This is a genomic window from Methylophilus rhizosphaerae (assembly GCF_900100975.1).
GTDB lineage: Bacteria > Pseudomonadota > Gammaproteobacteria > Burkholderiales > Methylophilaceae > Methylophilus > Methylophilus rhizosphaerae.
In genome coordinates, this window is sequence record NZ_FNFX01000001.1 from 437,437 (window position 1) to 462,036 (window position 24,600).

At 51.3% G+C, this 24,600-nt stretch carries 28 protein-coding genes; 12 read left to right on the forward strand and 16 right to left on the reverse strand.

Annotated features, from left to right (window positions below; genetic code table 11):
* From BLP53_RS02040 to BLP53_RS02060, 5 genes are all read left to right on the forward strand, one after another.
* Positions 1-996 carry a PstS family phosphate ABC transporter substrate-binding protein gene (locus tag BLP53_RS02040; RefSeq protein ID WP_091469122.1) on the forward strand — a complete coding sequence of 332 codons (996 nt, stop codon included), beginning with the start codon at positions 1-3 and terminating at the stop codon, positions 994-996.
* A 138-nt stretch (positions 997-1,134) separates the two neighbouring features.
* Positions 1,135-2,061: a phosphate ABC transporter permease subunit PstC gene (pstC, locus tag BLP53_RS02045; RefSeq protein WP_091469126.1), complete on the forward strand. Its 927-nt coding sequence runs from the start codon at positions 1,135-1,137 to the stop codon at positions 2,059-2,061.
* 87 nt (positions 2,062-2,148) lie between these two features.
* The gene (gene pstA / locus BLP53_RS02050) at positions 2,149-3,087 is read left to right on the forward strand and encodes a phosphate ABC transporter permease PstA (protein WP_091469131.1); all 939 of its coding nucleotides are present in this window, start codon (positions 2,149-2,151) and stop codon (positions 3,085-3,087) included.
* Between the two features lie 30 nt (positions 3,088-3,117).
* Entirely contained in the window at positions 3,118-3,897 is a 780-nt protein-coding gene (pstB, locus tag BLP53_RS02055; RefSeq protein WP_091469136.1) for a phosphate ABC transporter ATP-binding protein PstB, read from the forward strand.
* Positions 3,898-4,139: 242 nt separating this feature from the next.
* Positions 4,140-4,463 carry a DUF1330 domain-containing protein gene (locus tag BLP53_RS02060; protein ID WP_091469141.1) on the forward strand — a complete coding sequence of 108 codons (324 nt, stop codon included), beginning with the start codon at positions 4,140-4,142 and terminating at the stop codon, positions 4,461-4,463.
* Between the two features lie 200 nt (positions 4,464-4,663).
* Here the strand turns inward: BLP53_RS02060 and BLP53_RS02065 are convergent, their stop codons facing one another.
* Positions 4,664-5,863 carry a glycosyltransferase gene (locus BLP53_RS02065; protein ID WP_176755185.1) on the reverse strand — a complete coding sequence of 400 codons (1,200 nt, stop codon included), beginning with the start codon at positions 5,861-5,863 and terminating at the stop codon, positions 4,664-4,666.
* Between the two features lie 146 nt (positions 5,864-6,009).
* Here BLP53_RS02065 and BLP53_RS02070 point away from each other — a divergent pair, with 146 nt between their 5' ends.
* The gene (locus BLP53_RS02070) at positions 6,010-6,873 is read left to right on the forward strand and encodes a zinc dependent phospholipase C family protein (RefSeq protein WP_091470378.1); all 864 of its coding nucleotides are present in this window, start codon (positions 6,010-6,012) and stop codon (positions 6,871-6,873) included.
* 92 nt (positions 6,874-6,965) lie between these two features.
* A complete protein-coding gene (locus BLP53_RS02075; protein WP_245652581.1) occupies positions 6,966-8,099 on the forward strand; it encodes a metallophosphoesterase in 1,134 nt (377 codons plus the stop codon).
* A gap of 35 nt (positions 8,100-8,134) precedes the next feature.
* Here the strand turns inward: BLP53_RS02075 and BLP53_RS02080 are convergent, their stop codons facing one another.
* From BLP53_RS02080 to BLP53_RS02105, 6 genes are read right to left on the reverse strand one after another with little or no spacing between them, the layout of a single operon-like run.
* Positions 8,135-9,088 (reverse strand): vWA domain-containing protein, encoded by a 954-nt coding sequence (locus tag BLP53_RS02080; protein WP_425412890.1) that lies wholly within the window; start codon positions 9,086-9,088, stop codon positions 8,135-8,137.
* Positions 9,088-9,624 carry a hypothetical protein gene (locus tag BLP53_RS02085; protein WP_091469152.1) on the reverse strand — a complete coding sequence of 179 codons (537 nt, stop codon included), beginning with the start codon at positions 9,622-9,624 and terminating at the stop codon, positions 9,088-9,090. The genes BLP53_RS02080 and BLP53_RS02085 overlap by 1 nt, the downstream gene beginning before the upstream one ends.
* Positions 9,624-10,589 (reverse strand): vWA domain-containing protein, encoded by a 966-nt coding sequence (locus BLP53_RS02090; RefSeq protein ID WP_091469156.1) that lies wholly within the window; start codon positions 10,587-10,589, stop codon positions 9,624-9,626. The genes BLP53_RS02085 and BLP53_RS02090 overlap by 1 nt, the downstream gene beginning before the upstream one ends.
* Positions 10,589-11,482 (reverse strand): hypothetical protein, encoded by an 894-nt coding sequence (locus BLP53_RS02095; protein ID WP_091469162.1) that lies wholly within the window; start codon positions 11,480-11,482, stop codon positions 10,589-10,591. The genes BLP53_RS02090 and BLP53_RS02095 overlap by 1 nt, the downstream gene beginning before the upstream one ends.
* A 9-nt stretch (positions 11,483-11,491) precedes the next feature.
* Positions 11,492-12,352 carry a DUF58 domain-containing protein gene (locus BLP53_RS02100; RefSeq protein WP_091469164.1) on the reverse strand — a complete coding sequence of 287 codons (861 nt, stop codon included), beginning with the start codon at positions 12,350-12,352 and terminating at the stop codon, positions 11,492-11,494.
* Positions 12,349-13,395, reverse strand: coding sequence for an AAA family ATPase (locus BLP53_RS02105; protein WP_091469168.1), 1,047 nt, complete (start codon positions 13,393-13,395; stop codon positions 12,349-12,351). Before BLP53_RS02105 ends, BLP53_RS02100 begins: the two co-directional genes overlap by 4 nt.
* Before the next feature lie 202 nt (positions 13,396-13,597).
* On the opposite strand from BLP53_RS02105, the gene BLP53_RS02110 reads away from it, so the two are divergent.
* Positions 13,598-14,347, forward strand: coding sequence for a hypothetical protein (locus BLP53_RS02110; protein WP_245652582.1), 750 nt, complete (start codon positions 13,598-13,600; stop codon positions 14,345-14,347).
* A 43-nt stretch (positions 14,348-14,390) separates the two neighbouring features.
* Positions 14,391-14,945 (forward strand): TetR/AcrR family transcriptional regulator, encoded by a 555-nt coding sequence (locus BLP53_RS02115; RefSeq protein ID WP_091469172.1) that lies wholly within the window; start codon positions 14,391-14,393, stop codon positions 14,943-14,945.
* A 12-nt stretch (positions 14,946-14,957) separates the two neighbouring features.
* Here the strand turns inward: BLP53_RS02115 and BLP53_RS02120 are convergent, their stop codons facing one another.
* On the reverse strand, positions 14,958-15,593 hold the full coding sequence (locus BLP53_RS02120) for a TetR/AcrR family transcriptional regulator (protein WP_091469177.1): 636 nt from the start codon (positions 15,591-15,593) through the stop codon (positions 14,958-14,960).
* Positions 15,594-15,732: 139 nt separating this feature from the next.
* Between BLP53_RS02120 and BLP53_RS02125 the strand changes: the two genes are divergently transcribed.
* On the forward strand, positions 15,733-16,476 hold the full coding sequence (locus BLP53_RS02125) for an SDR family oxidoreductase (protein WP_091469179.1): 744 nt from the start codon (positions 15,733-15,735) through the stop codon (positions 16,474-16,476).
* Entirely contained in the window at positions 16,470-16,772 is a 303-nt protein-coding gene (locus BLP53_RS02130) for a DUF2798 domain-containing protein (RefSeq protein ID WP_091469182.1), read from the forward strand. Before BLP53_RS02125 ends, BLP53_RS02130 begins: the two co-directional genes overlap by 7 nt.
* Positions 16,773-16,781: 9 nt before the next feature.
* On the opposite strand, the gene infA is transcribed toward BLP53_RS02130, so the two are convergent.
* Both infA and BLP53_RS02140 read right to left on the reverse strand, forming a co-directional pair.
* Positions 16,782-17,018 carry a translation initiation factor IF-1 gene (infA, locus tag BLP53_RS02135; protein ID WP_091469186.1) on the reverse strand — a complete coding sequence of 79 codons (237 nt, stop codon included), beginning with the start codon at positions 17,016-17,018 and terminating at the stop codon, positions 16,782-16,784.
* Positions 17,019-17,105: 87 nt separating this feature from the next.
* Entirely contained in the window at positions 17,106-17,312 is a 207-nt protein-coding gene (locus tag BLP53_RS02140; RefSeq protein WP_018985697.1) for a cold-shock protein, read from the reverse strand.
* Positions 17,313-17,596: 284 nt separating this feature from the next.
* Here BLP53_RS02140 and BLP53_RS02145 point away from each other — a divergent pair, with 284 nt between their 5' ends.
* Entirely contained in the window at positions 17,597-18,238 is a 642-nt protein-coding gene (locus BLP53_RS02145) for an FMN-binding negative transcriptional regulator (RefSeq protein WP_091469190.1), read from the forward strand.
* A gap of 82 nt (positions 18,239-18,320) precedes the next feature.
* Here BLP53_RS02145 and BLP53_RS02150 read toward each other — a convergent pair whose 3' ends face one another.
* From BLP53_RS02150 to nuoK, 6 genes are all read right to left on the reverse strand, one after another.
* Positions 18,321-18,854 carry a phosphatase PAP2 family protein gene (locus BLP53_RS02150; protein WP_091469194.1) on the reverse strand — a complete coding sequence of 178 codons (534 nt, stop codon included), beginning with the start codon at positions 18,852-18,854 and terminating at the stop codon, positions 18,321-18,323.
* Positions 18,855-18,958: 104 nt separating this feature from the next.
* On the reverse strand, positions 18,959-19,234 hold the full coding sequence (locus tag BLP53_RS02155; protein WP_091469198.1) for a DUF2818 family protein: 276 nt from the start codon (positions 19,232-19,234) through the stop codon (positions 18,959-18,961).
* Between the two features lie 10 nt (positions 19,235-19,244).
* Positions 19,245-20,690, reverse strand: coding sequence for an NADH-quinone oxidoreductase subunit NuoN (gene nuoN, locus BLP53_RS02160; protein ID WP_091469200.1), 1,446 nt, complete (start codon positions 20,688-20,690; stop codon positions 19,245-19,247).
* A 16-nt stretch (positions 20,691-20,706) separates the two neighbouring features.
* A complete protein-coding gene (locus tag BLP53_RS02165; RefSeq protein ID WP_091469203.1) occupies positions 20,707-22,215 on the reverse strand; it encodes an NADH-quinone oxidoreductase subunit M in 1,509 nt (502 codons plus the stop codon).
* Positions 22,215-24,287: an NADH-quinone oxidoreductase subunit L gene (nuoL, locus tag BLP53_RS02170; RefSeq protein ID WP_091469205.1), complete on the reverse strand. Its 2,073-nt coding sequence runs from the start codon at positions 24,285-24,287 to the stop codon at positions 22,215-22,217. Before nuoL ends, BLP53_RS02165 begins: the two co-directional genes overlap by 1 nt.
* A gap of 5 nt (positions 24,288-24,292) precedes the next feature.
* Positions 24,293-24,598, reverse strand: a complete 306-nt coding sequence (gene nuoK / locus BLP53_RS02175) for an NADH-quinone oxidoreductase subunit NuoK (RefSeq protein WP_091469208.1) — start codon at positions 24,596-24,598, stop codon at positions 24,293-24,295.
* Between the last annotated feature and the right edge of the window lie 2 nt (positions 24,599-24,600).

The following is a 24,600-nucleotide window of genomic DNA, read 5'->3' on the forward strand; positions in this document are numbered from 1 at the left end:
ATGAAAACCCAGTTGTTCCGCAATACTTTGATGGCGTCGCTGATTGTGCAGGCATTCAGCTTTTCTCACATGGCAACAGCAGCGGACAAAATCATCAAGATTGACGGCTCAAGCACTGTCTACCCTATTACCGAAGCGGTCGCTGAAGAGTTCCAGCGTGCCAAAGGCGTGAAAGTGACCGTAGGTGAGTCCGGTACTGGTGGTGGTTTCAAAAAATTCTGCCGTGGTGAAACCGATATTTCAGATGCTTCCCGCCCGATTTCACAAAAAGAGATCGACGCCTGTAAAGAAGCTGGCGTGCAATACATTGAATTGCCAATCGCTTATGATGCCTTGACGGTGGTCGTCAATGGCAAGAATGACTGGCTGAAACAAATCACGGTGGCAGACCTGAAAAAAATCTGGGAGCCAGGCTCCAAAGTGAAAAGCTGGAAACAAGTGAACGCCGCTTTCCCTGACAAGCCTATCAACCTGTATGGCCCAGGTACCGCTTCCGGTACATTTGACTACTTCACCGAAGCAGTTAACGGCAAAGCCCAGGCCAGCCGTACAGATTACACGCCATCTGAAGATGACAACGTGCTGGTGCAAGGCGTGGCAGGTAACGTAGGCGGCATGGGCTACTTCGGCCTGGCTTACTACCTGGAAAATACCGATAAACTGAAAGCCGTGCCTATCATGGCCAAAGAGGGCGCAAAACCTGTCCTGCCTTCCGAAGCGACGGTGATGGATGGGACTTACCAGCCACTGTCCCGCCCGATCTTCATTTATGTGAACGCGACTGCCGCTGCGTTCAAACCTGAAGTAAAAGCATTCGTGAACTTCTACCTGGACAATGCACCGGAACTGGTGAAAGAAGTGAAATATGTACCACTGCCAAAAAATGATTACGAAGCGGTAAAAGCCCACTTCAAATCCCTGAAACCAGGCACCGGCTTCAATGGCTCTCCTGAAATTGGCATCAAGATCACTGACTTGCTGTCCCGTATCAAGTAATGATGAAAGGGGCTGGAACCAGCCCCTTTTTTCGTCACAATCCGGTCTGTATCACGAATTATCCGCTAGAATTCTTCCCTGGCAGATCAAAATTATCTTGGTCTTTGAAAGTTTATCAATCCTATGGCGACTCAAGCAATGCAAGCACCCGTGGAACTGTCCATCAGCCCAAGACTGGCAAAAAATATCCGTCGAAACGTTAAAGAGCGCGTGATTGAAGTGATCCTGATGCTGGCGGCACTGGTCGCGGTGGCCACCACATTTGCGATTGTCGGGGTATTGCTGTATGAGTCTTTGAGTTTCTTTAAAACCGTCTCGATCGTGGAGTTCCTCACCGGCACGGAATGGACACCGCTGTTTGAAGATGCGCATTATGGTATCCTGCCACTGGTTTCCGGTACATTAACAACTTCGGCGATTGCACTGGCAGTGGCTGTGCCCATCGGCACTATTTCAGCCATTTTCCTGTCCGAATTTGCTTCACATAAAACACGTGAAATCATCAAACCGATTCTTGAATTGCTGGTGGGTGTGCCTACCGTGGTATTCGGTTATTTTGCCCTGTTTTTTGTGACCCCGTTGCTGCAAGCCCTTTATCCGGACTTATCCACGTTCAATATGCTGGGTGCCGGCATTGTGATGGGCATCATGATTATTCCGTATATCGCTTCCCTGTCTGAAGATGCCATGCGTGCCGTGCCCATGAGCATGCGCGAAGGCTCTTATGCCATGGGCGCCACACGCTTCCAGACCGCAATCAAGGTCGTGACCCCTGCCGCGATTTCCGGCATTGTCGCGGCTTATATCCTGGCCATTTCCCGTGCCGTGGGCGAAACCATGGTGGTGGCCATTGCGGCCGGCCAGCAACCTAACCTGACCTTTAACCCACTGGAAAGCGCCGCGACGATCACCGCCTATATCGTGCAGGTCGCGATGGGTGATTTGCCACACGGCAGCGTGGGCTACCAGAGTATTTTTGCGGCTGGCCTGGTACTGATGCTGCTGACCTTGTCCTTCAACATCATCGGCCACTGGGTACGCAAACGCTATCGTGAGGCTTACTAAGTCGCGGAATACGCCACTGACTAACTGACTGATCATCATAATCACTGCCGGTAGCCGGGCTACCGGGAAATGCAGGAAGAACACCATATGGAACATAGAGCATCTGTCATTGAAAACCTGGGCGAAGTCCGCGCCATGATTAAACGCCACAAGCGTAATGATCTGCTGTTTGCCGGCCTAGGCCTGCTATGCCTGATGCTGGGCCTGGTGACACTGATGCTGCTGTTCTGGCAACTGATTGCTGACGGCTATCCCAAATTCACGCTGGACTTCCTGACAGAATTCCCTTCCCGCCATGCTTCCCGCGCCGGCCTGCTGTCTGCCTGGACAGGCTCGCTGCTGGTGATGACGGTGACTTTTGTGACTGCGGTACCTATCGGCGTCGCTGCCGGCTTGTACCTGGAAGAATACGCGCCAAAAAACTGGTTTACCGACCTGATTGAAATCAACGTGTCCAACCTGGCGGGGGTGCCTTCGATCATTTACGGCCTGCTGGCATTAGGATTGTTTGTCTACATGCTGGGCTTCGGCCAGAGCATACTCACCGCTGGCCTGACCCTGGCACTGCTGATCCTGCCGATTGTGATTGTATCGACACGTGAAGCCATCCGTGCCATCCCGGTTTCTATCCGCGAAGCCGCCTACGGCGTGGGCGCCACTAAATGGCAGGTGGTTTACGACCACGTATTCAAATACTCTTATGGCGGTATTCTGACCGGTGTGATTATCGGCATGTCACGCGCTCTGGGCGAGACTGCACCAATTATCACCATTGGTGCGCTGACCTTCATCGCCTTCCTGCCACCGGCACCGATCACGGCCGAGCCACCATTCCTCAACTTCGAATGGCTGTCTTCAGGTTTCACCGTGATGCCTATCCAGATGTTTAACTGGCTGTCACGGCCAGACCACGCTTTCCACATCAATGCCGCGGCAACCGGCGCACTGATCATCGTGGTCACCCTATTGATGAATGGCGCCGCCATCTGGATGCGCTACAAGATCCGTAAAAATATTAAATGGTAATGCCACACAAGCATAAGTTTAGGAACCTTCATGGCCAACGTAACGACCCCAATTAAAGCTGAAGCACGCGATTTGAACTTCTTTTACAGCAACGGCGCCCGTGCACTCAAAGGTATTTCCATGCCTTTGTATGAGAACAAGATCACTGCGCTGATCGGCCCTTCCGGCTGCGGTAAATCCACCTTCCTGCGCTGTTTCAACCGTATGCATGACCTGTATCCAGGCAACAAATACCAGGGCCAGATTGTGATGCATCCTGACAACACCAATGTGCTGGATGCCGGCGTAGACCCGATTGAAGTGCGCATGCGCATCAGCATGGTGTTCCAGAAACCTAACCCGTTTCCAAAATCCATCTATGAAAACGTGGCTTATGGCCTGCGCGTACGTGGCGAAAACAACAAGCGCATCATGGATGACAAGGTAGAAGAGGCACTCAAAGGCGCAGCCTTGTGGAATGAAGTAAAAGACCGCCTGCACGACCTGGCGTTTAATTTGTCCGGCGGTCAGCAACAACGTTTATGCATTGCCCGCGCACTGGCGACCGATCCGGAAATCATGCTGTTCGACGAGCCGACTTCTGCGCTAGACCCAATTGCAACTGCCAATATTGAAGAGCTGATGGTCGAGTTGCGTAGCAAACTGACCATCCTGGTGGTAACGCACAATATGCAGCAGGCAGCGCGCGTGTCTGATTACACCGCCTATATGTATCTGGGCGAACTGATCGAATACAATGATACTGACAAGATTTTCACTACGCCCAGCCGTAAAGAAACCGAGGACTACATTACCGGTAAATTTGGCTGATGCTGTGAAATATCCCAATAAAAAACGCCACAAATTGTGGCGTTTTTTATTGGGATAACCTGCGATCCTTAGAACAGAACTGCAGTTCCTGTAGTTGTATAACACTGGCATTCTTGGTAGATTGCGATTCGAGATGAATCTTCTGACACCATTAAGCGAACATATCGTTATTTCCGTGTTCAGATGCTATGTTCAGCTTAAAACTCGAACTGATTTTTTAATAAGAATTTGAGGAGTAAAAAATGGCAGCATTTCTAATTGCAGATGTTTTAATCAAAGATGATCAATGGGTTCCTGAATATGCAAAACATGTTCATCTGATTGCTGCAAAACATGGTGGAAAGTATTTAAGCCGTAGTGCCAATATAGACGTGCTTGAAGGTAAACCACTAGAAAATACTTTAATTGCATTGATCCAGTTTCCAAATAAAGAATCTGCACTGGCATTTGCCAATGACCCGGAATATGCACCCTACTCCCAAGCCAGACAAGACGGCACTGAAAGCCGTTTCCAGTTGATAGATGATACTGATGTTGCAGGGACCATTCCTTACCTGTCTAAATAAGGACTCAGTGTTATCTGGGCGCAGATCGAATGGTGCAATGAATTGAAATTGAATACTGGATTTAATTGCACCATTCTGAATTGAACCAACCTGGTCAATGCAGAACTGGCCAGCCACTGTGAAAAACAGAGGCAAGCCCGTCGCAAAGTTTTAGCAATGAGAAGCGCTAGCCGTACAGCACTTGTGTACAGCCGATATGATTACGCAGCCGCAGAAGCGGCCAATGGCAGATACGCCAGCATTAAACGCCCATAGCATCCCAGCAGTTTCTTTGCCTGTGCTTCACTGGACCAAACCTGTTCCACATACCGTTTACCCTGTTTACCCACCCGCTCACGCAACTGGTGGTCAATCAGCAGGGTTTGCACCTGCTCGGCAAAGTGTAATTCATTATCTTCGGCAATCAATGCGCCCTGCTCCTGACGCAAAATAGAGGCCGTCCCCAGTTCGGCAATGGCCACCACCGGCGTCGCTTGCGCCATGGCTTCCAGCAGCACCAACCCCTGTGTTTCGCTCTTGGAGGCAAACACAAAAATATCCGCAGCCTGGTAAGCGGCATTCAGGCCAACATTACGATCCAGGTAACCCAGGAACATGATATTCTGCTGCAAGCCTTTATCGCGCGCCATTTTCTTCAGCATCGCCTCGGCCGGACCTTCACCGGTAATCACCAGTAATGCTTCAGGGTGATCCTGGATCACCAGTGACAGCATTTCCAGCAAAAACTGGATATTCTTTTCAAAAGCCACGCGACCCACAAACAGCAGCAAGGGTCGCTGCGCAGGAATACCGTATTTCTCTCTGAAAGCCATACCATCACCGGCAACAAAGCGGGAAGCATCCAACCCGGTCGGAATCACCGAGATGGCGGTCGTCACGCCATATTGCTGCAATACATCACGCATCTGTGCCGAAGGCGACACCACCGTATCGACCTGCTGGCATTGCTTGTGCGATACCCAGCGTGCAATGTTGACCGCCAGCTTGCGCGGTACCCATGGCAGGTAATGGTGCATATAGTCTTCAAAGAAGGTGTGATACGTTTCCACCACCGGTACTTGCAGCTTTTTGGCGATTTTCAGGCCAGCATAATGCGCCACAAACGGGGTATGGATATGTACCAGGTCGTAATCACCCGGATGCAATGTATCGATATAGGCCATGAGCGAAGACCACTTCATTAAATAATCTTCGGGATCAAAGACAATCCTGCGCGCATCAATGCGCGTAATCCATGCTTCATCAGCGACCTGGTTTTTATCCGGCGATGATGCATATTGCGGTGCAATCAGGTGCACACTATGCCCTTCAGCGCGCAGGCTTTCGGCAAAAGTGCGGATACTGGTTGAAACGCCGTTCACACGCGGGAAATACACATCTGAAATCATCAATATTTTCATGCCATATTCAGCTTCAATCAGCCTCCTGTTAACCAGTCTCACATAGCTTAACAATATTGCATGATGCTTTTATGACGGAACCTCCTTTCATATCAACGTCATACAATCATCATGCAGCTGTCATGTGTGCAGCGCACAGTGCGGGCATGCCAAAACGAATGATCAGGTGGTCGTGCATTCTGTTTTTACTGATGGCCATGCCGGGAGAAGCGCATGCCTGGGGACTGTATTCGCATGTGGTTTATACCCATAGCTGGCTGCAAACCCTGCCTCTACTGCCATTGCCGTGGCTGGGTGCCATGCGCCGCTATCCGGCCCTGGTGCTGGCCGGGGCATGCCTGCCGGATCTCGCCGTTGTTTCGCGCACTTTCAGTCATAGCCACGGCTGGGGCATAGGCCAGCAATTGCTGCAAACCCGCAATGAAAGGCAATTGGCGCTGGGTATAGGTTACAACGTACACCTGCTAAGCGATGTCGTCGCCCACCAGCATTTTGTACCGACATTTGAAGCCAAATGGCAGCATGACAGCCTGCTGACGCATGCCGCCGCGGAATGGGCGATGGATGCCTATCTGCAAACAATGGGCATCCCGACTCCATCGAAGTTGCTGCGCATCCATCGAAAAATCATTGTAGAAAGCCTGGTACCCGTGGTGCAATGTGAGCCGCCCATCGTGGAAAAAGCGATTACAAGGTTAGCAGCAGCGGATCAGGCCCTGCGCCTGTCGCGCATTCCGCAATACCTGCTGCACCGCTATCGCCGGCTGGATAACGAGTTTGAACACAAGCTGGCGTATTACCGCGACCAGGTCACACTGGCCTTGCATGACCTGCCACAATTACTCAATGGCGATTTCCCGTCGCTGCATGCCGAGCACGTCAACCTGGGTATGGAGCAACTGGATGACTGGCGCCAGAAATGCCTGCAGGATACGCGGTTGCGCCCTACCCGTGCCATCCGCGCGTTTGAGAACTACCATCACCAGTGGTTTAACCAGCCGGATAGTTAGCAAATGACTTGAATCTGCAGCTTGTGCCACCATTTACCCACTATCGTGTCCCCATCCCTGAAAAATATTCCATGCCCCGTCTGCGGTTCTTGATGACCGTCACCATACTGGTCGCACTTTTACACTATTACGTCGGCATACGGCTGATCAGTCATCTACCATGGGCAAGCTGGGTACAGTTTGCTGGCTGGACGTTCTTGGGAATATCGGCACTACTGCAACCCATGGCATTACTGGCACGCGGCATTCGTCACGCTGCCGTGCGTGATGCGGGGAGCTGGATCGCCATGACCATGATGGGCGTTTTCTCTTCGCTGCTGGTATTGACGGTATTGCGCGATTTATTGCTACTGGCAACGGCTGGCCTGCATGCCCTGGCATGGGTACGGGTGGATTTTGCGGCACTGGAAAAGAATAGCGCGTTGTTCGCCATTGCTGTTGTGCTGGTTATCAGTGTGGCCGGCTTTTTCAATGCACGTAAGCTGGCGCGCGTCGTGCGTGTGGAAATACCTTTACGCAACCTGCCTGCCAGGCTCCATGGCTTCCGTATCGTACAGATCAGTGACATTCATGTGGGCCCGACCATCAAGCAAGGATATCTTAGCCGCATCGTTAACCAGGTCAACGCGCTGGAAGCCGACCTGGTGGCCATTACCGGTGATTTGGTGGATGGCCGTGTGCATGAACTTTCGCAGCATACGCAACCGCTGGCACAGTTAAATGCGCGTCATGGCAGTTTCTTTGTGACTGGCAATCATGAATATTATTCCGGGGCGCTGGAATGGATACAGGAACTGGAACGGCTGGGCATACGCGTGTTACTCAATGAGCATGTACAACTAACGCATGACAGCGCCACGCTGGTGCTGGGCGGGATTACAGACTACAGCGCGGAGGCATTCTATGGCCATCACCGCAGCGATCCCCAGGCGGCCATTGCCGGCGCACCCGCAGACGCGCCCAAGATCCTGCTGGCTCACCAGCCGCGCAGCGCCCAGGCAGCCGAAGCCGCAGGGTTTGACCTGCAATTGTCCGGCCATACCCATGGCGGCCAATTCTGGCCGTGGAAGTACTTTGTACCGCTGCAACAACCCTATGTCGCCGGCCTGCATCGCCTGGAGGATCTATGGATTTATGTCAGCCGTGGCACCGGCTACTGGGGTCCGCCCAATCGCTTTGGCTCCCCGTCTGAAATTACCTGCCTGACCTTGGTGGCAGCCCAGTAGAAATGGCCAGTGCGCGCCCGCACTGGCTGCCATTATCAGGCCTGCTGGCGACGCCGGTACAGCACATCCGGCAGGTAGCTGGCCAGTAACAGCAATATTGCCAGCATGAGGTAAACCGCCCGCAAAGGGTAAGCGGTCACAAAATTGGCCGTTGCTTTCCTGGCACTGATGGCGCGGTAAAACGTTTCACTGTCCTGGCCTTTGATATAACTGCCTTTAAACTCTGCCGATAACGATTTCAGGTAATCCTCTTCCAGTTGTGACAGCATGCGGTCATATTCTGCATAGGCCACGGGCGGGTCCGGTTCATCACTGCTGGGATCAGCATAGGTTACCCCTACCGCACCGGCATTGTTATTATCACTGACCGGCCAGTAGCCGACTGGCTTATTCGCCGTGTTATAGCGCGGAATCGCGACTTTCTCCGGGCCACCAACGCCCACAAAAGTAAAGAACTCGCCAATCTGCACGCCACTTAAATCCTGCTTGATGGTCACATTCACCCGCGGTGCTTCATCGCCATCGGTAAAAAACAGCATTTGTGCCGGCTGGTTAAGGGCATCATAGACATGTGTCGCAGCATGCACGGCAAAACTGAGGCGGCTGTTACCTTTCCAGGCCATGCGCCATTCCAGGTGGTCAATCCCGTCAGTAATCACATCCAGGTTCTTGCAGACTTCCAGCGGTGTTTGCAGCATGGCTACGTTATCCGAGGCAAAAATACCCAGGCTGAAATAAGTCCCGCACGGTGCCTTGTGCACAATCTGTTTCATTAAATGCTGGGTATACGCCAGGCGGCTGACTGTTTGCTGGTTCAGCCTCTCGTCTTCGGCATTCATGCTTTGTGAAATATCGGCGATCAGCAAATAGTTCCGTACCTGCTGCTCCAACTGTATGCTGGGCTTGACCAATGCCAGTAACAGCAAGACCAGGGCGAGTGCATACAGTACCGGTTCGTAATATTGCTTCAGCCATTCAACAACGTTCATCATGGCAATCCAATCGGCAGGTTGCTGAGTTCCATATGCGACTGCTCCTTATGGCCTGCCTGCATGCCACGCGCCATCACCGAATGCAGCAGGCTCAGGTTAAATTTGGCCGCCTGGTCATCAGGTTGCAGGCGTAATGACTGCTCGTAAGAAATCTTGGCCTGGGTAAATGCATACCGCGCTTCATCCTGGAATGAACCATCCTCATTAACCGTACGCACCAGCCCTGAAATAAACAGGTTGTTGCCGATATTGAAATGAATATGTGACAACTCGGATGCCGGCGGCAACAGCTCCAGCAACTGGCCATAGGTTTGCACTGCATGCTTGTAATCGCCATGCAGGCCTTGGTCATAGGCTGCCGTAAACTTCTGCAAATAGGGATAGGTTTTATCCTTCACCAGCGTGCCAGACTGAATCTGCTGGTTCAATTCACGCAAGGTATGCAACTGCCAGCCTGCATACAGTGCACCCAATATGCCTGCCACGGTGATCGTTCCCCACAGCCAATTGGCTTTTTTCGCATGTGTTGCCATTAATACATCCTTATATGTTTAACCATCACCAGCGCCAATCCCAGCAACATGGCCAGCACAATCAGGTCTTTGGCGTAATCGTGACCGGGAATCATGATGCTGTACTGAATCACATTTTTCTCCTTGGCATCAATCTCGCGCAAGGCAGACTCCAGCGCAGTCGAGTTATCTGCCTCGAATGCCTTGTATTTGATATTCAGCGAATGAAAGAACCTGTCCAGTGCAATCGCTTCTGGCACGCGGCCTTCATCATAGGTATTGTTACTAAAAATACTGATGTCATCCGGTTCGCGTAACACGATCCAGTACAGGTTGAGCTTTTTGCCCACCAATTGTTTACGGATCTGGTATTTCACATGCGGACTCAGTTTACCCGCACCATCTGATAACAGCACAATCGCCCGTGAGCCGGTACTCGGGATGCTCTCAAACAGGGTCACCGCATTGGTAATGCCCGCCCCAATGTTGGTCTGGTTCAGCGCCGGGCCGGTTGCGGCCTGGATTGCAGAATGGATGCCATCACGATTGGTGGTGATTTTCATGCCATACAACGCGGAGTTGGTAAAACCGACCACACCCATCATATCATCCGGCCTGGAGTCAATAAACGCCGTAATCAGGCGCCTAGCGGCGGCAGATTTAATTTCCGCCGCATGGCCACCAGTGCCTTGCCCGGCAAACGGATGATCCATACTGACACTGCGATCAATCACAAATACGGTTTGCGCACCCTTGCCGACTTTTTGCTCCTGATGGCTCTCACCTTGCGGACCAGCCAGCGCCAGCACCAGGCACAGCAGCATGAGTGAAGTCGCTGCTTTTACCAGGCGATTCACGGTATCCGAGAACGGGTCGACCGGCACCATCTGCAGCCAGGAATAGGTTTGCGCGTGCCGGCTTTTAAGCAGGAAAGGCACGGCTGCTACCGGTAACAGCAGCAAAAACCAAGGATGTAACCAATGCATCACATCCCCCGTTCGCGGTCACGCAATTGGCGTGTCAATGCTTTGCACTGTTGCAGGTATGCTGCGGCCTGCGTCGCTTGCCCGGCATACAGCACCGCATTCGCCTGGGCAAAGAATTGATGAATTTCCTGCTCCAGCGGTTTAAAGGCTGGCTGCTGCGCCACAAATTCAGCCACATGGTTGCTGAGCATCTGCTGGCCAAAACGCTGGTTTAATGCGTGCTGCACAATCAATGCTGCCTGTTTCTGGCCTGCTGCATTGGCTGGCAGTTTCTTCAATTTCCGGTAAGCCTGGGCAAAATGCCCTTTCATCATCGGTAATGTCCAGTCCGCATTGCGGTACAACAGTACCAAACTGCCTACAACCGCTAAAACCAAGCTCAAGACCAGCATGCGTTGCGGTGTTTGGGTATCCAGCAAGGGCGGGCGGTATTGCGGAATGACCGATTCTTTGGCTTTTTGCAGGCGATCAGGCAATTGCGCCATCAGCCAGAAACGCCAGGAAGGTAACTCATATGTTGCACCACTGCTGAAAGTGATTTTTTCAACGGGCAGTTGCAGTTGTACCGGCTTGCCACTGCTGGCGAATACCTGGTAATCAAATGCCAGCGTATAAATCTTTTTACTGCCTTGCGACTGGTTTTCGACCTGTATCTGCCTGAGCTCTACGCCGTTACGTTGCAAGCCCTTCAAAGGCAGGTCGTTTTCAACCAGTTGATCATTGGCTGCGACAGCAAGTTTCACTGAGCGCTGTAATACATCGCCAATCTGTACGCCGGCATAAAGCGCAGGATTATGTACACTGACCACCTGCACTGTGGTCGGTTGCGCTTCCGCCAGCGCCAGCCCTGAAGTCAAACAGGCCGTTAGCCACCATAAAAATATATGTTTCATCACAACACTCTAATGAATTAGTTGTTCAAAATAATCCGACAGCAAAGCCGCTTCAAAATGACCGTCCAGGTATAAAGGCCGGATATCAAAGCGGGCAAACAATTGATCCAGCGCCTGTTTGCGTTGCTCAAACATTTCGACAAACTGTGCGCGGATCGCCTGGCGGAAGAAAATGGTTTTTTGCTCGCCGGTTTCCGGATCCTGCAAATTGCCGAAACCGAACCGTGGCAAACGCTGGTATTCCAGCGGATCCCACAGCACGACCGGGATAATCTGGTGATTTGCCATCAGATTCAGGCCATGCTCAATCAGCGATAACGGCAAATGGAAGTCGGAGAGCCAGAACACCAGGCCTTTTTGCTGTCCCAGTAACCCGGCAGCTTCCACAATGCCACTGCCATCCTTGCGTGTGCTGCGAAAATCATCCAGCTGGGTAATCGTTGCAAACGACTGGTGGGCATGGTGGCTGGGTGACAGGCTCAGGTACGGAATCACGGCATGGTCATAACAGACCATGCCGAACAGGTCGCTGTTGTCGTGCGCCGAACAAGCGATTGATGCCGCCACCGTTTTCGCAATATCCAGTTTACGCATCTGCCCCTGAAACTGCATGGAACTGGACAGGTCGCAGACGGCATACAGCGGCGTAGTGGCTTCCTGCTTGAATACACGGACCTGCACCTGCTCGTAAGGATCACGCAACGTTTGCCGCAAATCCAGCCGCCTGGCATCGGGATAATCGACCAGCGAAACATGCTTGCTGAACTCATCCCCCGGGCCGCGCTGCAGGCCCAGGTGCTCACCCGCATGCACGCTACCGGAACGCCAAGGCACCTGGTAGAAAAAAGGCTGGGCGTAATCAGGGATCATGCCGCTTTTGCCCGTGCCGGCACGCTGACCGTGGCCAGAATCTGGTTGGTCAGTTCACGTGACAATTCGGTGCGGCGACTCTCGAACATCGGATTCAGCACCAGGCGGTGAGCGATAATTTCGTGGAACACGGCATGAATATCTTCCGGGTACAGGCTATCGCGATTCATCAGCCAGGCATGTACACGCGCTGCTTTCAGCAGCATCCCCATACCGCGCGGGCTGGCGCCCGTGTGAATCAACCGGGTCACGTCCACACTCTCCAGCTGCACACCAAATGCGGCGGGCTTCTGTGTCGCTTCCCATAAATCCAGTGCATAGTCTTCCAGCACATCGCTGGCGCGGATATGGCTTTGCAGCACATCGGAAAAAGCATTCAGTTTGTCATATGCGAGTACACCACTGCTGACCTCTTGTGTCAGGCGTTCGGCATGCTGGAATTTAACGTCAAACATCAGGGCTTTACGCAATGCACGGTCATCAGGGATTTCAATCGGGATTTCCATCATGAAGCGGTCACGCGCCGCCGATGGGATTTCAAACGTTTCGTTTTTTTCCACCTGGTTGCGGTCAGCAAATACCAGCATGTGCGGCAGGCGGTATTCTTTTTTGAACGCGCTGACATGGCGTTCTGCCATCACGCGCAGCATCAAGGCATGCACTTGCGGCCTGGCACGGTTGATCTCGTTAAAAAAGAAAACTGACAATTGCTCGCCAGCACGTAATAACGGGCCTTCGTCAACTTTTGGACGGCCATCCTCACCAAGGAAGGTATGATAGATCAGGTCGTTAGGCATTAAATCAACAGTGCCCTCGATACGCTCGTACGCCCCACCCAGGCTACGCGCAATGGATTGCAACAAGGTGGTTTTACCCACACCCACACCGCCTTCCAGCAACACATGGCCGCGGGCAAAAATAGCAATATTGATGGCACGAATGGCCTTGTCCTGGCCAACCACCACTTTCTTCACTTCGTTTTCGAGCGTGAGTGCGTGATCGCGCCACTCAGTCAATTGTGTTTCGATTGATACGGATGTCATGGTTATCCCTTGTTTACAAATTCAGCCGGGGCTATGATGCCAAAGTAGCTTTTGAAAAGTGGCTTTAACATGGCTGTTGCAATTTGTGTATCCACACGCTAATATGCAGACAGGTCTGTTCACTTTTTTCTAGTCTACTGTAGCCTTCGAAAAAAAAGCAAGCGGATTTTTAGGGGTCACCAGCGTGAATGGATTAACGATCGTGAATAAGACAGGGCAGCGTTATGGGCGTATGTTAAAAACTTATGTCACATATGGCCTGTGGAAACTGGGACTGAAACAGTGGGGTAAACATGCCCCGTTTTACATGTTGCGTCAGCAATTGATGCGCTGGAATACGCAACGCATGCAGCAACTTGGCACAACGGCAGCGTTGAGCGCACAGGATATCGCCAGTATTCGCCAGATGATGGAACAGGCACAGCAAGGTTCGATAGCCGCCTTGTCGCCTGCCCTGCTCGATCAATGGTTTTTCCTGGCCATCGGTGCAATTCAGGTGCAGTCACAAACGGGTAAAGATAAAGCCTGGCATTTGTTTGACCAGTCAGTACATAGCCAATTCAGCGGCGGTACATTTGCCCGCACCCTATCGTTCGGGGTATTAGTGACATTATGCACTGTATGGATGACGGCAGTTGCACCAGTGCACAAAACCACGCAGACGGCGCTATCGCCCCTGCAAGAGGTAGAAGATATGGGAGGAACGGCTGACCCGGTTACGCTCAGTTTGCTGAACCTGGCTTATCAGAAAATGCAGAATGGCAGTTGCCAGTTACCTCAGGCGGCGATGTTGCCGGAAGCACAGCGGCGGGCATTCATGATGTTTGTAACAGAAGGTAAAGTGGATGTCGACCATGTCGAATACTTACGGCAAGCGCTGGGTTATGTGAGTTGCCTGTATCCGCAGGAATTAATGCGGCCACAAGGGCGCGAGCGTTTAGCCAGGCCATAAGAAAATCAGAACCTCCCATGATTGAGTGGGAAAAGGATAAGTGATGAACATGCGAGAGAAAATATTAACCATTGCCAGCAGCCTGTTTGATACCAGAGGCATACAAGCATCCGGCGTGGATACCATTATCATGGAGGCTGGTGTGGCCAAAGCGACGCTGTACAAGCATTTCCCCAGCAAAAACCAGTTGATCATGGCTTATTTGCGTGAGAAATCTGACAAGTTTTATGCCTGGCTGAATGCACAGCTGGCGTCTAACAAGGCCGAATCCATCGAACTGCTGGTTCAACTGTGCGAGCTGATGGAGCAATGGATTACACGGCCGGAGTTTCATGGCCTGCCATTTCATATTGCGGCAGTGGAATTCCCGGATCCCGGGCATCCGATTAACCAGTACTCTGCCGTGCTTTCAGCAGAGCTGCAAAGTTACCTGTGCAAAATTGCCCGCCATGCAGGTGCCAAGGATCCGGAAGCACTGGGGCAGCAATTAACTATTCTGTTCGAAGGTGCCGCACTGGTGGAGCGCCTGGCACCGCATACAGGCGCCGCGGCCCGTGCGAAGCTGGCAGCAATCACATTAGTACATAACGCTACCTGACAGGTTACACGTTCACCCTTTCGCCGCCATGAACGCGTAGCTTGCTTCCATCATCTGTATTGCCATCCGGGCGACCGTCAACAATTCTGACGCAGACGCCCCGCTTACCGCTTGTACCGTCATGCCCTGATGCACTGTCATGACCAGTTTGGCCAACGCTGCAGCATCTATCTCTGCCGATAAATCCCGTTCTGACTGGGCGCGCTCGAAACGCTGCGTAAGCAACACTTCCGTCGCCTTGCGATAACCACTCAACAAACCTTGCACCGGCCCTGCCTCCGCGCTGCAAGCGAGCGCGCCTTTGGTCACGAGGCAGCCCGCCGGATGCTGGTCGGCGGTCAGCATGCCAGCCGCACCTTCCAGTAACGCACGTATCACCAATACGGCGGCCGGCTGCTGCAACGCTGTCGTAATAAAGCTGGCCGGGCCTTGCGTATAGCGTTCAACCACCTTCCGGAACAAAGCCTCCTTGTCGCCATAAGCCGCATAAATACTGGCCTTGTTCATCTGCATTGCAGCCATCAATGTACTCAGCGAGGCACCTTCATAACCATGTTGCCAGAACACGAGCATGGCCTGTTCCAAGGCCATGTCATAATCAAAGGCGGCTGGCCGCCCGCGCTTTCTTGGAGTCACACTGTCATTCATCACTGTTAACCCTGTTACTATTCTTAATTATTATACCACTCAGTCAAAAATATATTGACATCTTTCTAGCGGAGGCTTTATTATTTATTTACCAAATGGTAATTTAATAAAACATACTCTCAACGCAAAGGAATTAATGATGAATACTACACAGCAACGTATTGCTTTTATTACCGGTGCCAACCGTGGCATTGGATTTGAAACTGTCAGGAAACTGGGGGAACAAGGAATCAAGGTGATCATGGGCGCACGTGATCGCGCCAAGGGAGAGCAAGCCGTGAATACCCTGAAAGCCTCAGGAATAGACGCAGAATACCTGCATTACGATGCTACCATTGCCAATTCTGCACAAGCGGTAGCGATGGCGCTGGAGACGCGCTTTGGAAAACTGGATATTCTGATTAACAACGCAGGCATATTGAAAGAAGCGCTGGTCGGGCAAAACAATAGCGCTGATGTGACACAGGAGATACTCAGAACCACGTTTGAAGCCAATTTCTTTGCCGTGGTTGCCTTAACGCAGGCACTGCTACCTCTATTGCAACGCTCCCCGGCCGGACGCATCGTCAACTTATCCAGTATACTGGGATCGCAGACCCTGCATAGCTCACCCGATTCACCTATTGCAGCAGCAAAAGGTCTTGCTTACAACGCCTCAAAAACTGCGTTGAATATGTTTACCATCCATCTTGCGCATGCACTCAAAGACACAGCCATCAAAGTCAACGCTGCCCATCCAGGCTGGGTCAAAACCGAACTGGGTGGCACACATGCACCGATGGAAGTCAGGGACAGCTGGAAAACGTCGATACGTCTGGCCACACTGGATGAGAATGGCCCGACTGGCGGATATTTCCATGAAGATCAAGCGTTACCATGGTAGACAGCACAAATAAACGCCTGGCACTGAAACGCAGGCTGGTATTTGCTGCGCTTATGTCGATGGTAACGATGAGTATTGTGGGCCTGCCTATCCTGCTCATGCATCATGTACCGGTAGCATGGCTGCTTGGCCAATGGCTAGGCAGTATCTTTATTGCCTGGCCCATCGCTTTTCTCAGTATCCTGATCATTGCCCCATGGTTACTCAGGGTGACAGCATGGCTGGTAAAAGATCACACTGATGCGTATGTACTTGCAAACGCTGCCAAGATATTTGCACAAATCTCAGGCAGGTAGTAAAACGGGCTAGAAAGTCTTGCGTGGTTCCAGGTGGCGGAAAATGATACGGCCTTTGTCCATATCATAGGGAGACATTTCAATGGTAATCTTGTCACCCGCCAGAATGCGGATTTTATGCTTACGCATTTTGCCGCCGGTATACGCGATCAACTCATGACCATTATCCAGCTTCACGCGATAACGTGCATCCGGCAACACTTCCGTCACTGCGCCTTGCATTTCAATTAATTCTTCTTTTGCCATTCACATCCTCTTTTAAAATAAAAAAGCCCGGCATGCCCGGGCTTTTTCCGGCAAGTTGCTTAAGCAACTCTGCGGACATATCCTGAATTATTCAATGATTTGAATATTTGCAGCTTGTTTGCCTTTAGGGCCAGTTGCCACTTCAAAGCTCACGCGTTGGTTTTCTTTCAATGTCTTGAAACCTGCAGACTGGATTGCAGAAAAATGTGCAAACAAATCTTCGCCGCCGTTATCTGGAGTGATGAAACCAAACCCTTTAGAATCGTTAAACCACTTAACAGAACCTGTTACCATAATTAAATCCTTGAATAAAAATTAATAATTTGGGCAAATGCCCGAAAACGAGGATCAAGATGGCGGGAAGTAACGATAGAACCAAAAGATAAAACCAGAGAACAACAACACTACTTGAGCTTCGCGAGCATACACTATGCCCGTAATCGGGAATATTGGCAACAAGAATTTGATAAATTGGAGCGGCGTAACGCATTTATCCGTTTGGAGTGTGTATCATTCAATGAATACAAGCCGTTTCCACCTCATTGTAACTACCTCTCGACCAGCCAATCCATTGCATCATGTATATTCCCAAACACTTCGCTGAGCCGGATAAAACAGCCCTGTACGATATTGTCCGAGCCTACCCCCTCGCAACCCTGGTGACGCAAACAGCAGATGGAGTTGATGCCAATCACGTGCCATTGCATCTCACTGTCCAGAACGGCACAGCCATTACGCTCAGTGGGCATGTGGCAAGAGCAAATCCGCTATGGAAAACATACAATGGCTCCAAGGAAGTACTCGCCATTTTTCATGGTCCCAATGCGTATATCACGCCTTCCTGGTATCCGGAGAAAGCCAGAAGCGGCATGGTGGTGCCAACCTGGAATTATGTGGTAGTCCATGTGCATGGCAATCTTAAGGTCATTGACGATGCCAGCTGGTTACGCAGGCATCTTGCATTACTTACGGCGCAACAGGAAGCCTCTTTCAAAAAGCCATGGCAAGTAGAAGATGCGCCTTCGAATTTCATCGAAAAAATGATCCAGGCGGTCGTGGGCATTGAAATAAACATCACCTCACTCACCGGCAAGTGGAAATCCAGCCAGAATCAACCTGTCGAAAATCAGTTGGGCGCTGTACAAGGATTACAGGAAAGTGATGCCACAGTTAATCATCAAATGGCATCCATCATGACAGCAGTCAACCGCTTGGGTTAAAGAAACTCCCAAGGCAGCAAACAAGCACTTAAACCAAAACCGGATGCCATCGCATCCGGTTTAATTCAGTCACCACTGCAAATTAAAATAGCGGTGAATACATGATAACCAGCATGTAACCGATGGCGGCGCCAGCCAGGACATCGCTGGGATAATGCAGGCCAAGCACCACGCGCGAGATGCCAACCAGCACCACAAACGGGTAAATCACCGGAAACAGTTGCGGATAATGTTGCACGGCCACCATGCCGAACGCGACTGCATGCAAGGTATGGCCTGAGGGAAAACTGAAATAATCCAGCGGCGTGCCGCTTAATAATACGTCCTGACGAACCTGGAACGGCCTTGGGCGGCTGGTTCTGTGCTTGAGCCATTTATAGACTAACGTGCCGGTCAACCCTACCGTCAGCATGTGCAGACAATGATACATCCCAGCCTGCCCTTGCGTGATAGCAATCACAAGCATGATCAGGTACCAGAACATACCATCTCCCAGTCTGGAAATGGCACGGAACGAGTTGCGAATAAGCCGGTATTGCCCGGTATGGCTGACTTGGACACACAACCGGCTATCCACCGATTGCACCCATCCCAGAGTTTGTTGTAGTTTTAGCATCTCAGGTCCTTTCCGGGGCTTGCCCCGACTATGCTTGGGTAAGCGTAGTCTGACTGTGATGTTTTAAACTATCGTGAATAATTCGTGAATCTAATGTGACGCGCTTACTTCCACAGCACGCGATAGACGAAACCAGGAAATGAGAACACCAGGAACAGGCAGGCAGTCACACTATAAAACTCCCAGCCCTGTGGCCACACCTGCCCCATAACAAAACGCTCGGCAAAATAAGCGATGATGATTGTCATGAAATAAGCAGGCAGCAGCACGGCAAAACGCTGCCACAACTGGCTGATGCTGCCTGCAATACCAAACCATTTATCCGAGACCCAGCCCAGATTGGCCATAAACAACATGAGGGATAAAAACAGGAGCTTCATCTTAACTCGATTATTGCAGACTGATGAGCAGGCTATGGCCACAGATGCCCAGCAGAATTTCCGGGAACAGGCCCAACCCCAGCAACGCCAGGGAATGTACGCTCAGGATAAATTGCATATCAACAGGTGCGGTCAATGGCGAATGATCTGCCGGCGCATCAAAATACATTTTGCGCACGATGTTGAGGTAGTAGAAAGCGCCAATCACGGCCATCAATACTGCCAACACCACCTGCCAGGTAAATCCGGCCTGCCACGCAGCCTGCAACACGGTGAATTTGGCATAGAAACCTACCGTTGGCGGAATACCTGCCATGCTAAACATAATGATCAGCATCAGGAAGGCAAACCAGGGGTGACGCTGGTTGAGGCCTTTCAGGTCATCAATTTCTTCCGCCTCAAAGCCCTGGCGGCTCAATAACAGGATAATGCCGAAGCTGGCAATCGACATCAGCACATACGTACTGATATAGAAGAAGCTGGAGGCAAAGCCGTTGGCATTCGCACTCATCATGCCCAGCATGATAAAACCGACATGGGAAATGGTAGAGTACGCCAGCATGCGTTTGAGGTTGGTCTGCACAATGGCACTGAAGTTACCAATCACGATGGACAATACCGCCATCAGCATCAGCATATCCTGCCAGTCCAGCGCAAGCGGATGCAGGCCTTGTACCAGTAAGCGCACGGTCATGGCATAGGCAGCCAGTTTGGGGACGGAACCGATCAGCACGGTCATGGGCGTTGGCGAGCCCTGGTAAACATCTGGCACCCACATCTGGAATGGCACCGCGCCAAACTTGAAAGCAATCCCGGCCACCACGAACACCAGCCCCATAATCAGTACCGGGCTCTTGTTCTGCTGCATGATGCTGTTGGCAATATCGCTCACATCCAGGCTGGCAGTCATGCCGTACAGCATGCTCATACCATATAGCAACATCCCGGAAGCGAGCGCACCCAGCACAAAATACTTCATGGCAGCCTCAGACGCACGCGGATTCTCGCGGTCGAAAGCGACCAGTGCGTACAGGCACAATGAGAGCAGTTCCAGGCCGATATAGATAAGCAGCAGATTGTGGCCGGACACCATGATCATCATGCCCAGCAAACCGAACAGTACCATGGCGTAAAACTCCCCCCGGAACAGGTTGCGATCCTGCAGGTATTTACGTGTATAAACGAAAATCAATGAAGTACCGAGATACATCATCAACTTGATGACATCTGACAGTGTATCGTCGATAAACATGTGTGAGAACGAAAATCCAACTGCCGGCGTATGGGTTTTAAAGGTAAAGAATGCAGCAGCAAATAACGTGAACTGGCTCAGTCCATACAGGATGGACCGATTTTGCGACAGGATAAATAAATCCAGTAACAGAATAAACATGCCCATGCCCAGTATCACCAGTTCCGGCAACAGGGCGAGCAGATCGAATTGCATATTTTCCATTTTTTAAAATCCTGCCTTAATAGCCTGTGACCGGCAATTTGGAAATCGCCATATGTTTCAGGAACTCGATACTGGTTGCCTGCATGACTTCGGTAATCGGTTGCGGATAGACACCAAAGCCAATGACCAGGATCGCCAGAATACCGAGAATCAGGAATTCGCGCTTATTCAGATCGAGCAGTTCCGCCACATGATGGTTAGCCACATCGCCGAAAAATACGCGTTTGGTCATCCACAAGGTATAAGCAGCACCGAAAATCAAGGTAGTAGCGGCAAAGAAAGCCACCCAGAAATTAAACTTCACGGCTGCCAGGATCACCATAAACTCACCGACAAAACCTGAAGTGCCAGGCAAGCCACTGTTCGCCATGGCAAACAGCACGGCAAATGCAGCGAATACCGGCATCTTGTTAACTACGCCACCATAGGCGGAAATTTCACGGCTATGCACGCGGTCATACAGCACCCCTACACACAAAAACATGGCGGAAGAAATAAAACCGTGAGAGATCATCTGCATCACTGCGCCTTCGAGTGCCAGCTGGCTGAACATAAAGAAGCCCAGCGTGACAAAGCCCATGTGCGAAATCGAAGAGTAAGCAATCAGCTTCTTCATGTCTTTTTGCACCAGGGCAACCAGCGCAATATAAACCACGGCAATCAGGGACAAAGCGACCATGGCTGCGCTGAAATAATGCGAAGCATCCGGTGCAATCGGCATGGCAAACCGCAGGAAACTATATCCGCCCAGCTTCAGCGCAATTGCCGCCAGCACCACTGAACCACCGGTTGGCGCTTCCACGTGCGCATCCGGCAGCCAGGTATGTACCGGCCACATCGGGATCTTTACCGCAAACGCCATAAAGAAAGCAATGAAGATATAAATCTGTGCCTGCATGCTGAGTGGCAGCAGGTAATAGTCTGCCAGTTCAAAACTGCCGGTCTGGTGATACAGGTAAATAAACGCCACCAGCATCAGCAGAGAGCCAAGCAAGGTATACAGGAAGAACTTCACCGTCGCATACACGCGATTCGGACCACCCCAGATACCAATCACCAGGAACATGGGGATCAGCATCGCTTCCCAGAACACATAGTAGAGCATGGCATCCAGCGCCGTGAATACGCCTATCATGATGCCGCTCATGATCAGGAAGGCCGCCATGTACTGCGCCACATGCTTAGTAATCACTTCCCAACCCGCCAGCACCACAATCACGGTGGTAAAACTGGTCAGTAATACCAGTGGCAGGGAGAAACCGTCTATGCCCAGGTGGTAATGGATATTGAAAGCCGGAATCCACGGCAACAGCTCTTCAAACTGGAAGAAACCATCCTGTACATCGTACAAGGTATACAACGGCACTGTAACGAGAAAACTGGCCAGGCTGCCAGCCAACGCCAGCCAGCGTGTCAATGTGGCTTTATGGTCACCGCCCAGCAACAATACCAGTATGCCGGACAGCACCGGTAGCCAGATGGCCAGACTTAACCATGAAATACTTGTGAGGTCGGCTTGCATCATTAATTAATTTTGATAAAGAAAGTCATGAGAAGGAATACGCCAATAATCATGGCAAAGGCGTAGTGATAGATTAATCCTGATTGCAAGTTACGCAGTCTGGCAGCGATTTTGCCCATGGTATTGGCGGCACCATTGACCATGGCTCCATCGATCAGCATGATATCGCCAAACTTCCATAACAGGTTACCCAGGCAACGCGAGCCACCGGCAAAGAATTTCTCGTTAAAGCTGTCGAAACCGTATTTGTTATCCAGAATATTGTAGATCACGATAAAACGCGCTTTGATGGCAGCCGGAATATCCGGGCGCTTCATATAGAAGAACCAGGACAGTAATACGCCAGACGCCGCCAGGATAAATGGCAGGCTGGTAAAACCATGAATCGCCATGCCAGCAGGACTGTGCATAAATTCATGGTAATGATGTGCCAGATGCTCCATGGCCGGATGCGCTTCAGGATTGACAAAAATCACACTCCTGAAGAAATCGCCAAACACCATCGGCTCCAAGGCAATATAGCCAATCACCAATGAAGGAATTGCCAGCAGCACCAGCGGCAGGGTCACCACCCAGCCTGGTTCATGTGGGTTGTCGTTGGGCCCCAGGCCATGATGATGCGCATCGTCGTGCGCGTGATCATCGTGATGGCCATCATCACGAGGTGCGTCAACATGTGCAGCATGCGCATGATCATCATGTTTGGCATGACGCCACTTCTCCTCGCCATGGAACACCAGGAAATACAGGCGGAAGGAATAGAAGGCAGTGACAAACACACCAACAATCACGGCAAAATAAGCAAAGCCGCTACCAGGGATATGCGAAAGCTCAACCGCTTCGATAATACTGTCCTTGGAATAGAAACCGGAGAAAAAGGGTGTACCAATCAATGCCAGTGAGCCAATCAGCGAAGTGATCCAGGTAATCGGCAGGTATTTTTTCAGGTTACCCATATTGCGGATATCCTGATCGTGATGCATGCCCATAATGACGGAACCGGCCCCAAGGAACAGCAACGCTTTAAAGAACGCATGTGTCATCAGGTGGAAGATCGCGACAGAATAGGCAGAAGCGCCCAAAGCCACCGTCATATACCCCAGTTGCGACAAGGTGGAATACGCTACCACCCGCTTGATATCGTTCTGGATAATGCCCAGGAAGCCCATAAACAAGGCTGTAATCGCACCGATGACCATCACAGTCGATAATGCAGTCGTTGATAACTCATACAGTGGCGACATACGCGCCACCATAAAGATACCGGCGGTCACCATGGTCGCCGCGTGGATCAGGGCAGAAATGGGGGTTGGGCCTTCCATGGAGTCCGGCAGCCAGACATGCAATGGTACTTGCGCGGATTTACCCATGGCACCGACAAACAGCAAGAGGCAAGTGACTGTCATCAAGGACCAGGAACTGCTGCCCAGCAGATTTACCTGCACCTCCGCCAGCTCTGGCGCACGCTGGAATACCGTGGCGTAATCCAGGTTGCCAAAGTAATACAGCACCATGCCTATGCCCAGCAGGAAGCCGAAATCCCCGACCCGGTTGACCAGAAAGGCCTTCAGGTTGGCATAAATGGCGGTGGGTCGTGTAAACCAGAAACCGATCAGCAGGTAAGACACCAGGCCTACGGCTTCCCAGCCAAAGAACAACTGCATAAAGTTGTTACTCATGACCAGCATCAGCATGGAGAAAGTGAACAGTGAAATATAGCTGAAAAAGCGGCTATAGCCCGGATCTTCTTCCATATAGCCTATGGTGTATATATGCACCATCAGTGATACAAACGTAACCACAACCATCATCATGGCACTCAGGTTATCGATCAGGAAACCGACTTCGAAATGCACATCCCCGGAATTCAGCCAGGTATAGACGGCTTCATTCAGCGTAAAGCCGCTGAGGGTCTGGTTAAAAATATAGACGGACAAGACAAATGCAGCGCCTACACCGGCAATCGTCAGCACATGCGCCGCCCAGCGCGGCAAATAATTGCGGAAAATACCTACCAGCGCTGCTGCGAACAGGGGCAGCAAAGGAATCAATATCAGGATTTGTTTTATTGTCATCACACTTAACCTTTTAATTGATCCAGGTCATCCACATTGATGGTGCGCAGGTTACGGAACAAGACCACCAGAATGGCCAGGCCAATCGCCGACTCGGCTGCAGCCACGGTCAGGATGAAAAATACAAATACCTGACCACCGATATCGTTGAGATAGTGCGAGAAAGCCACAAAATTCAGGTTCACCGCCAGCAACATCAATTCAATCGCCATCAGCAGGATAATCACGTTTTTACGGTTGAGGAAGATACCGATCACACTGATGGCAAACATCAGCGCCCCCAGAACCAGGTAATGAGACAAGCCAACCATGA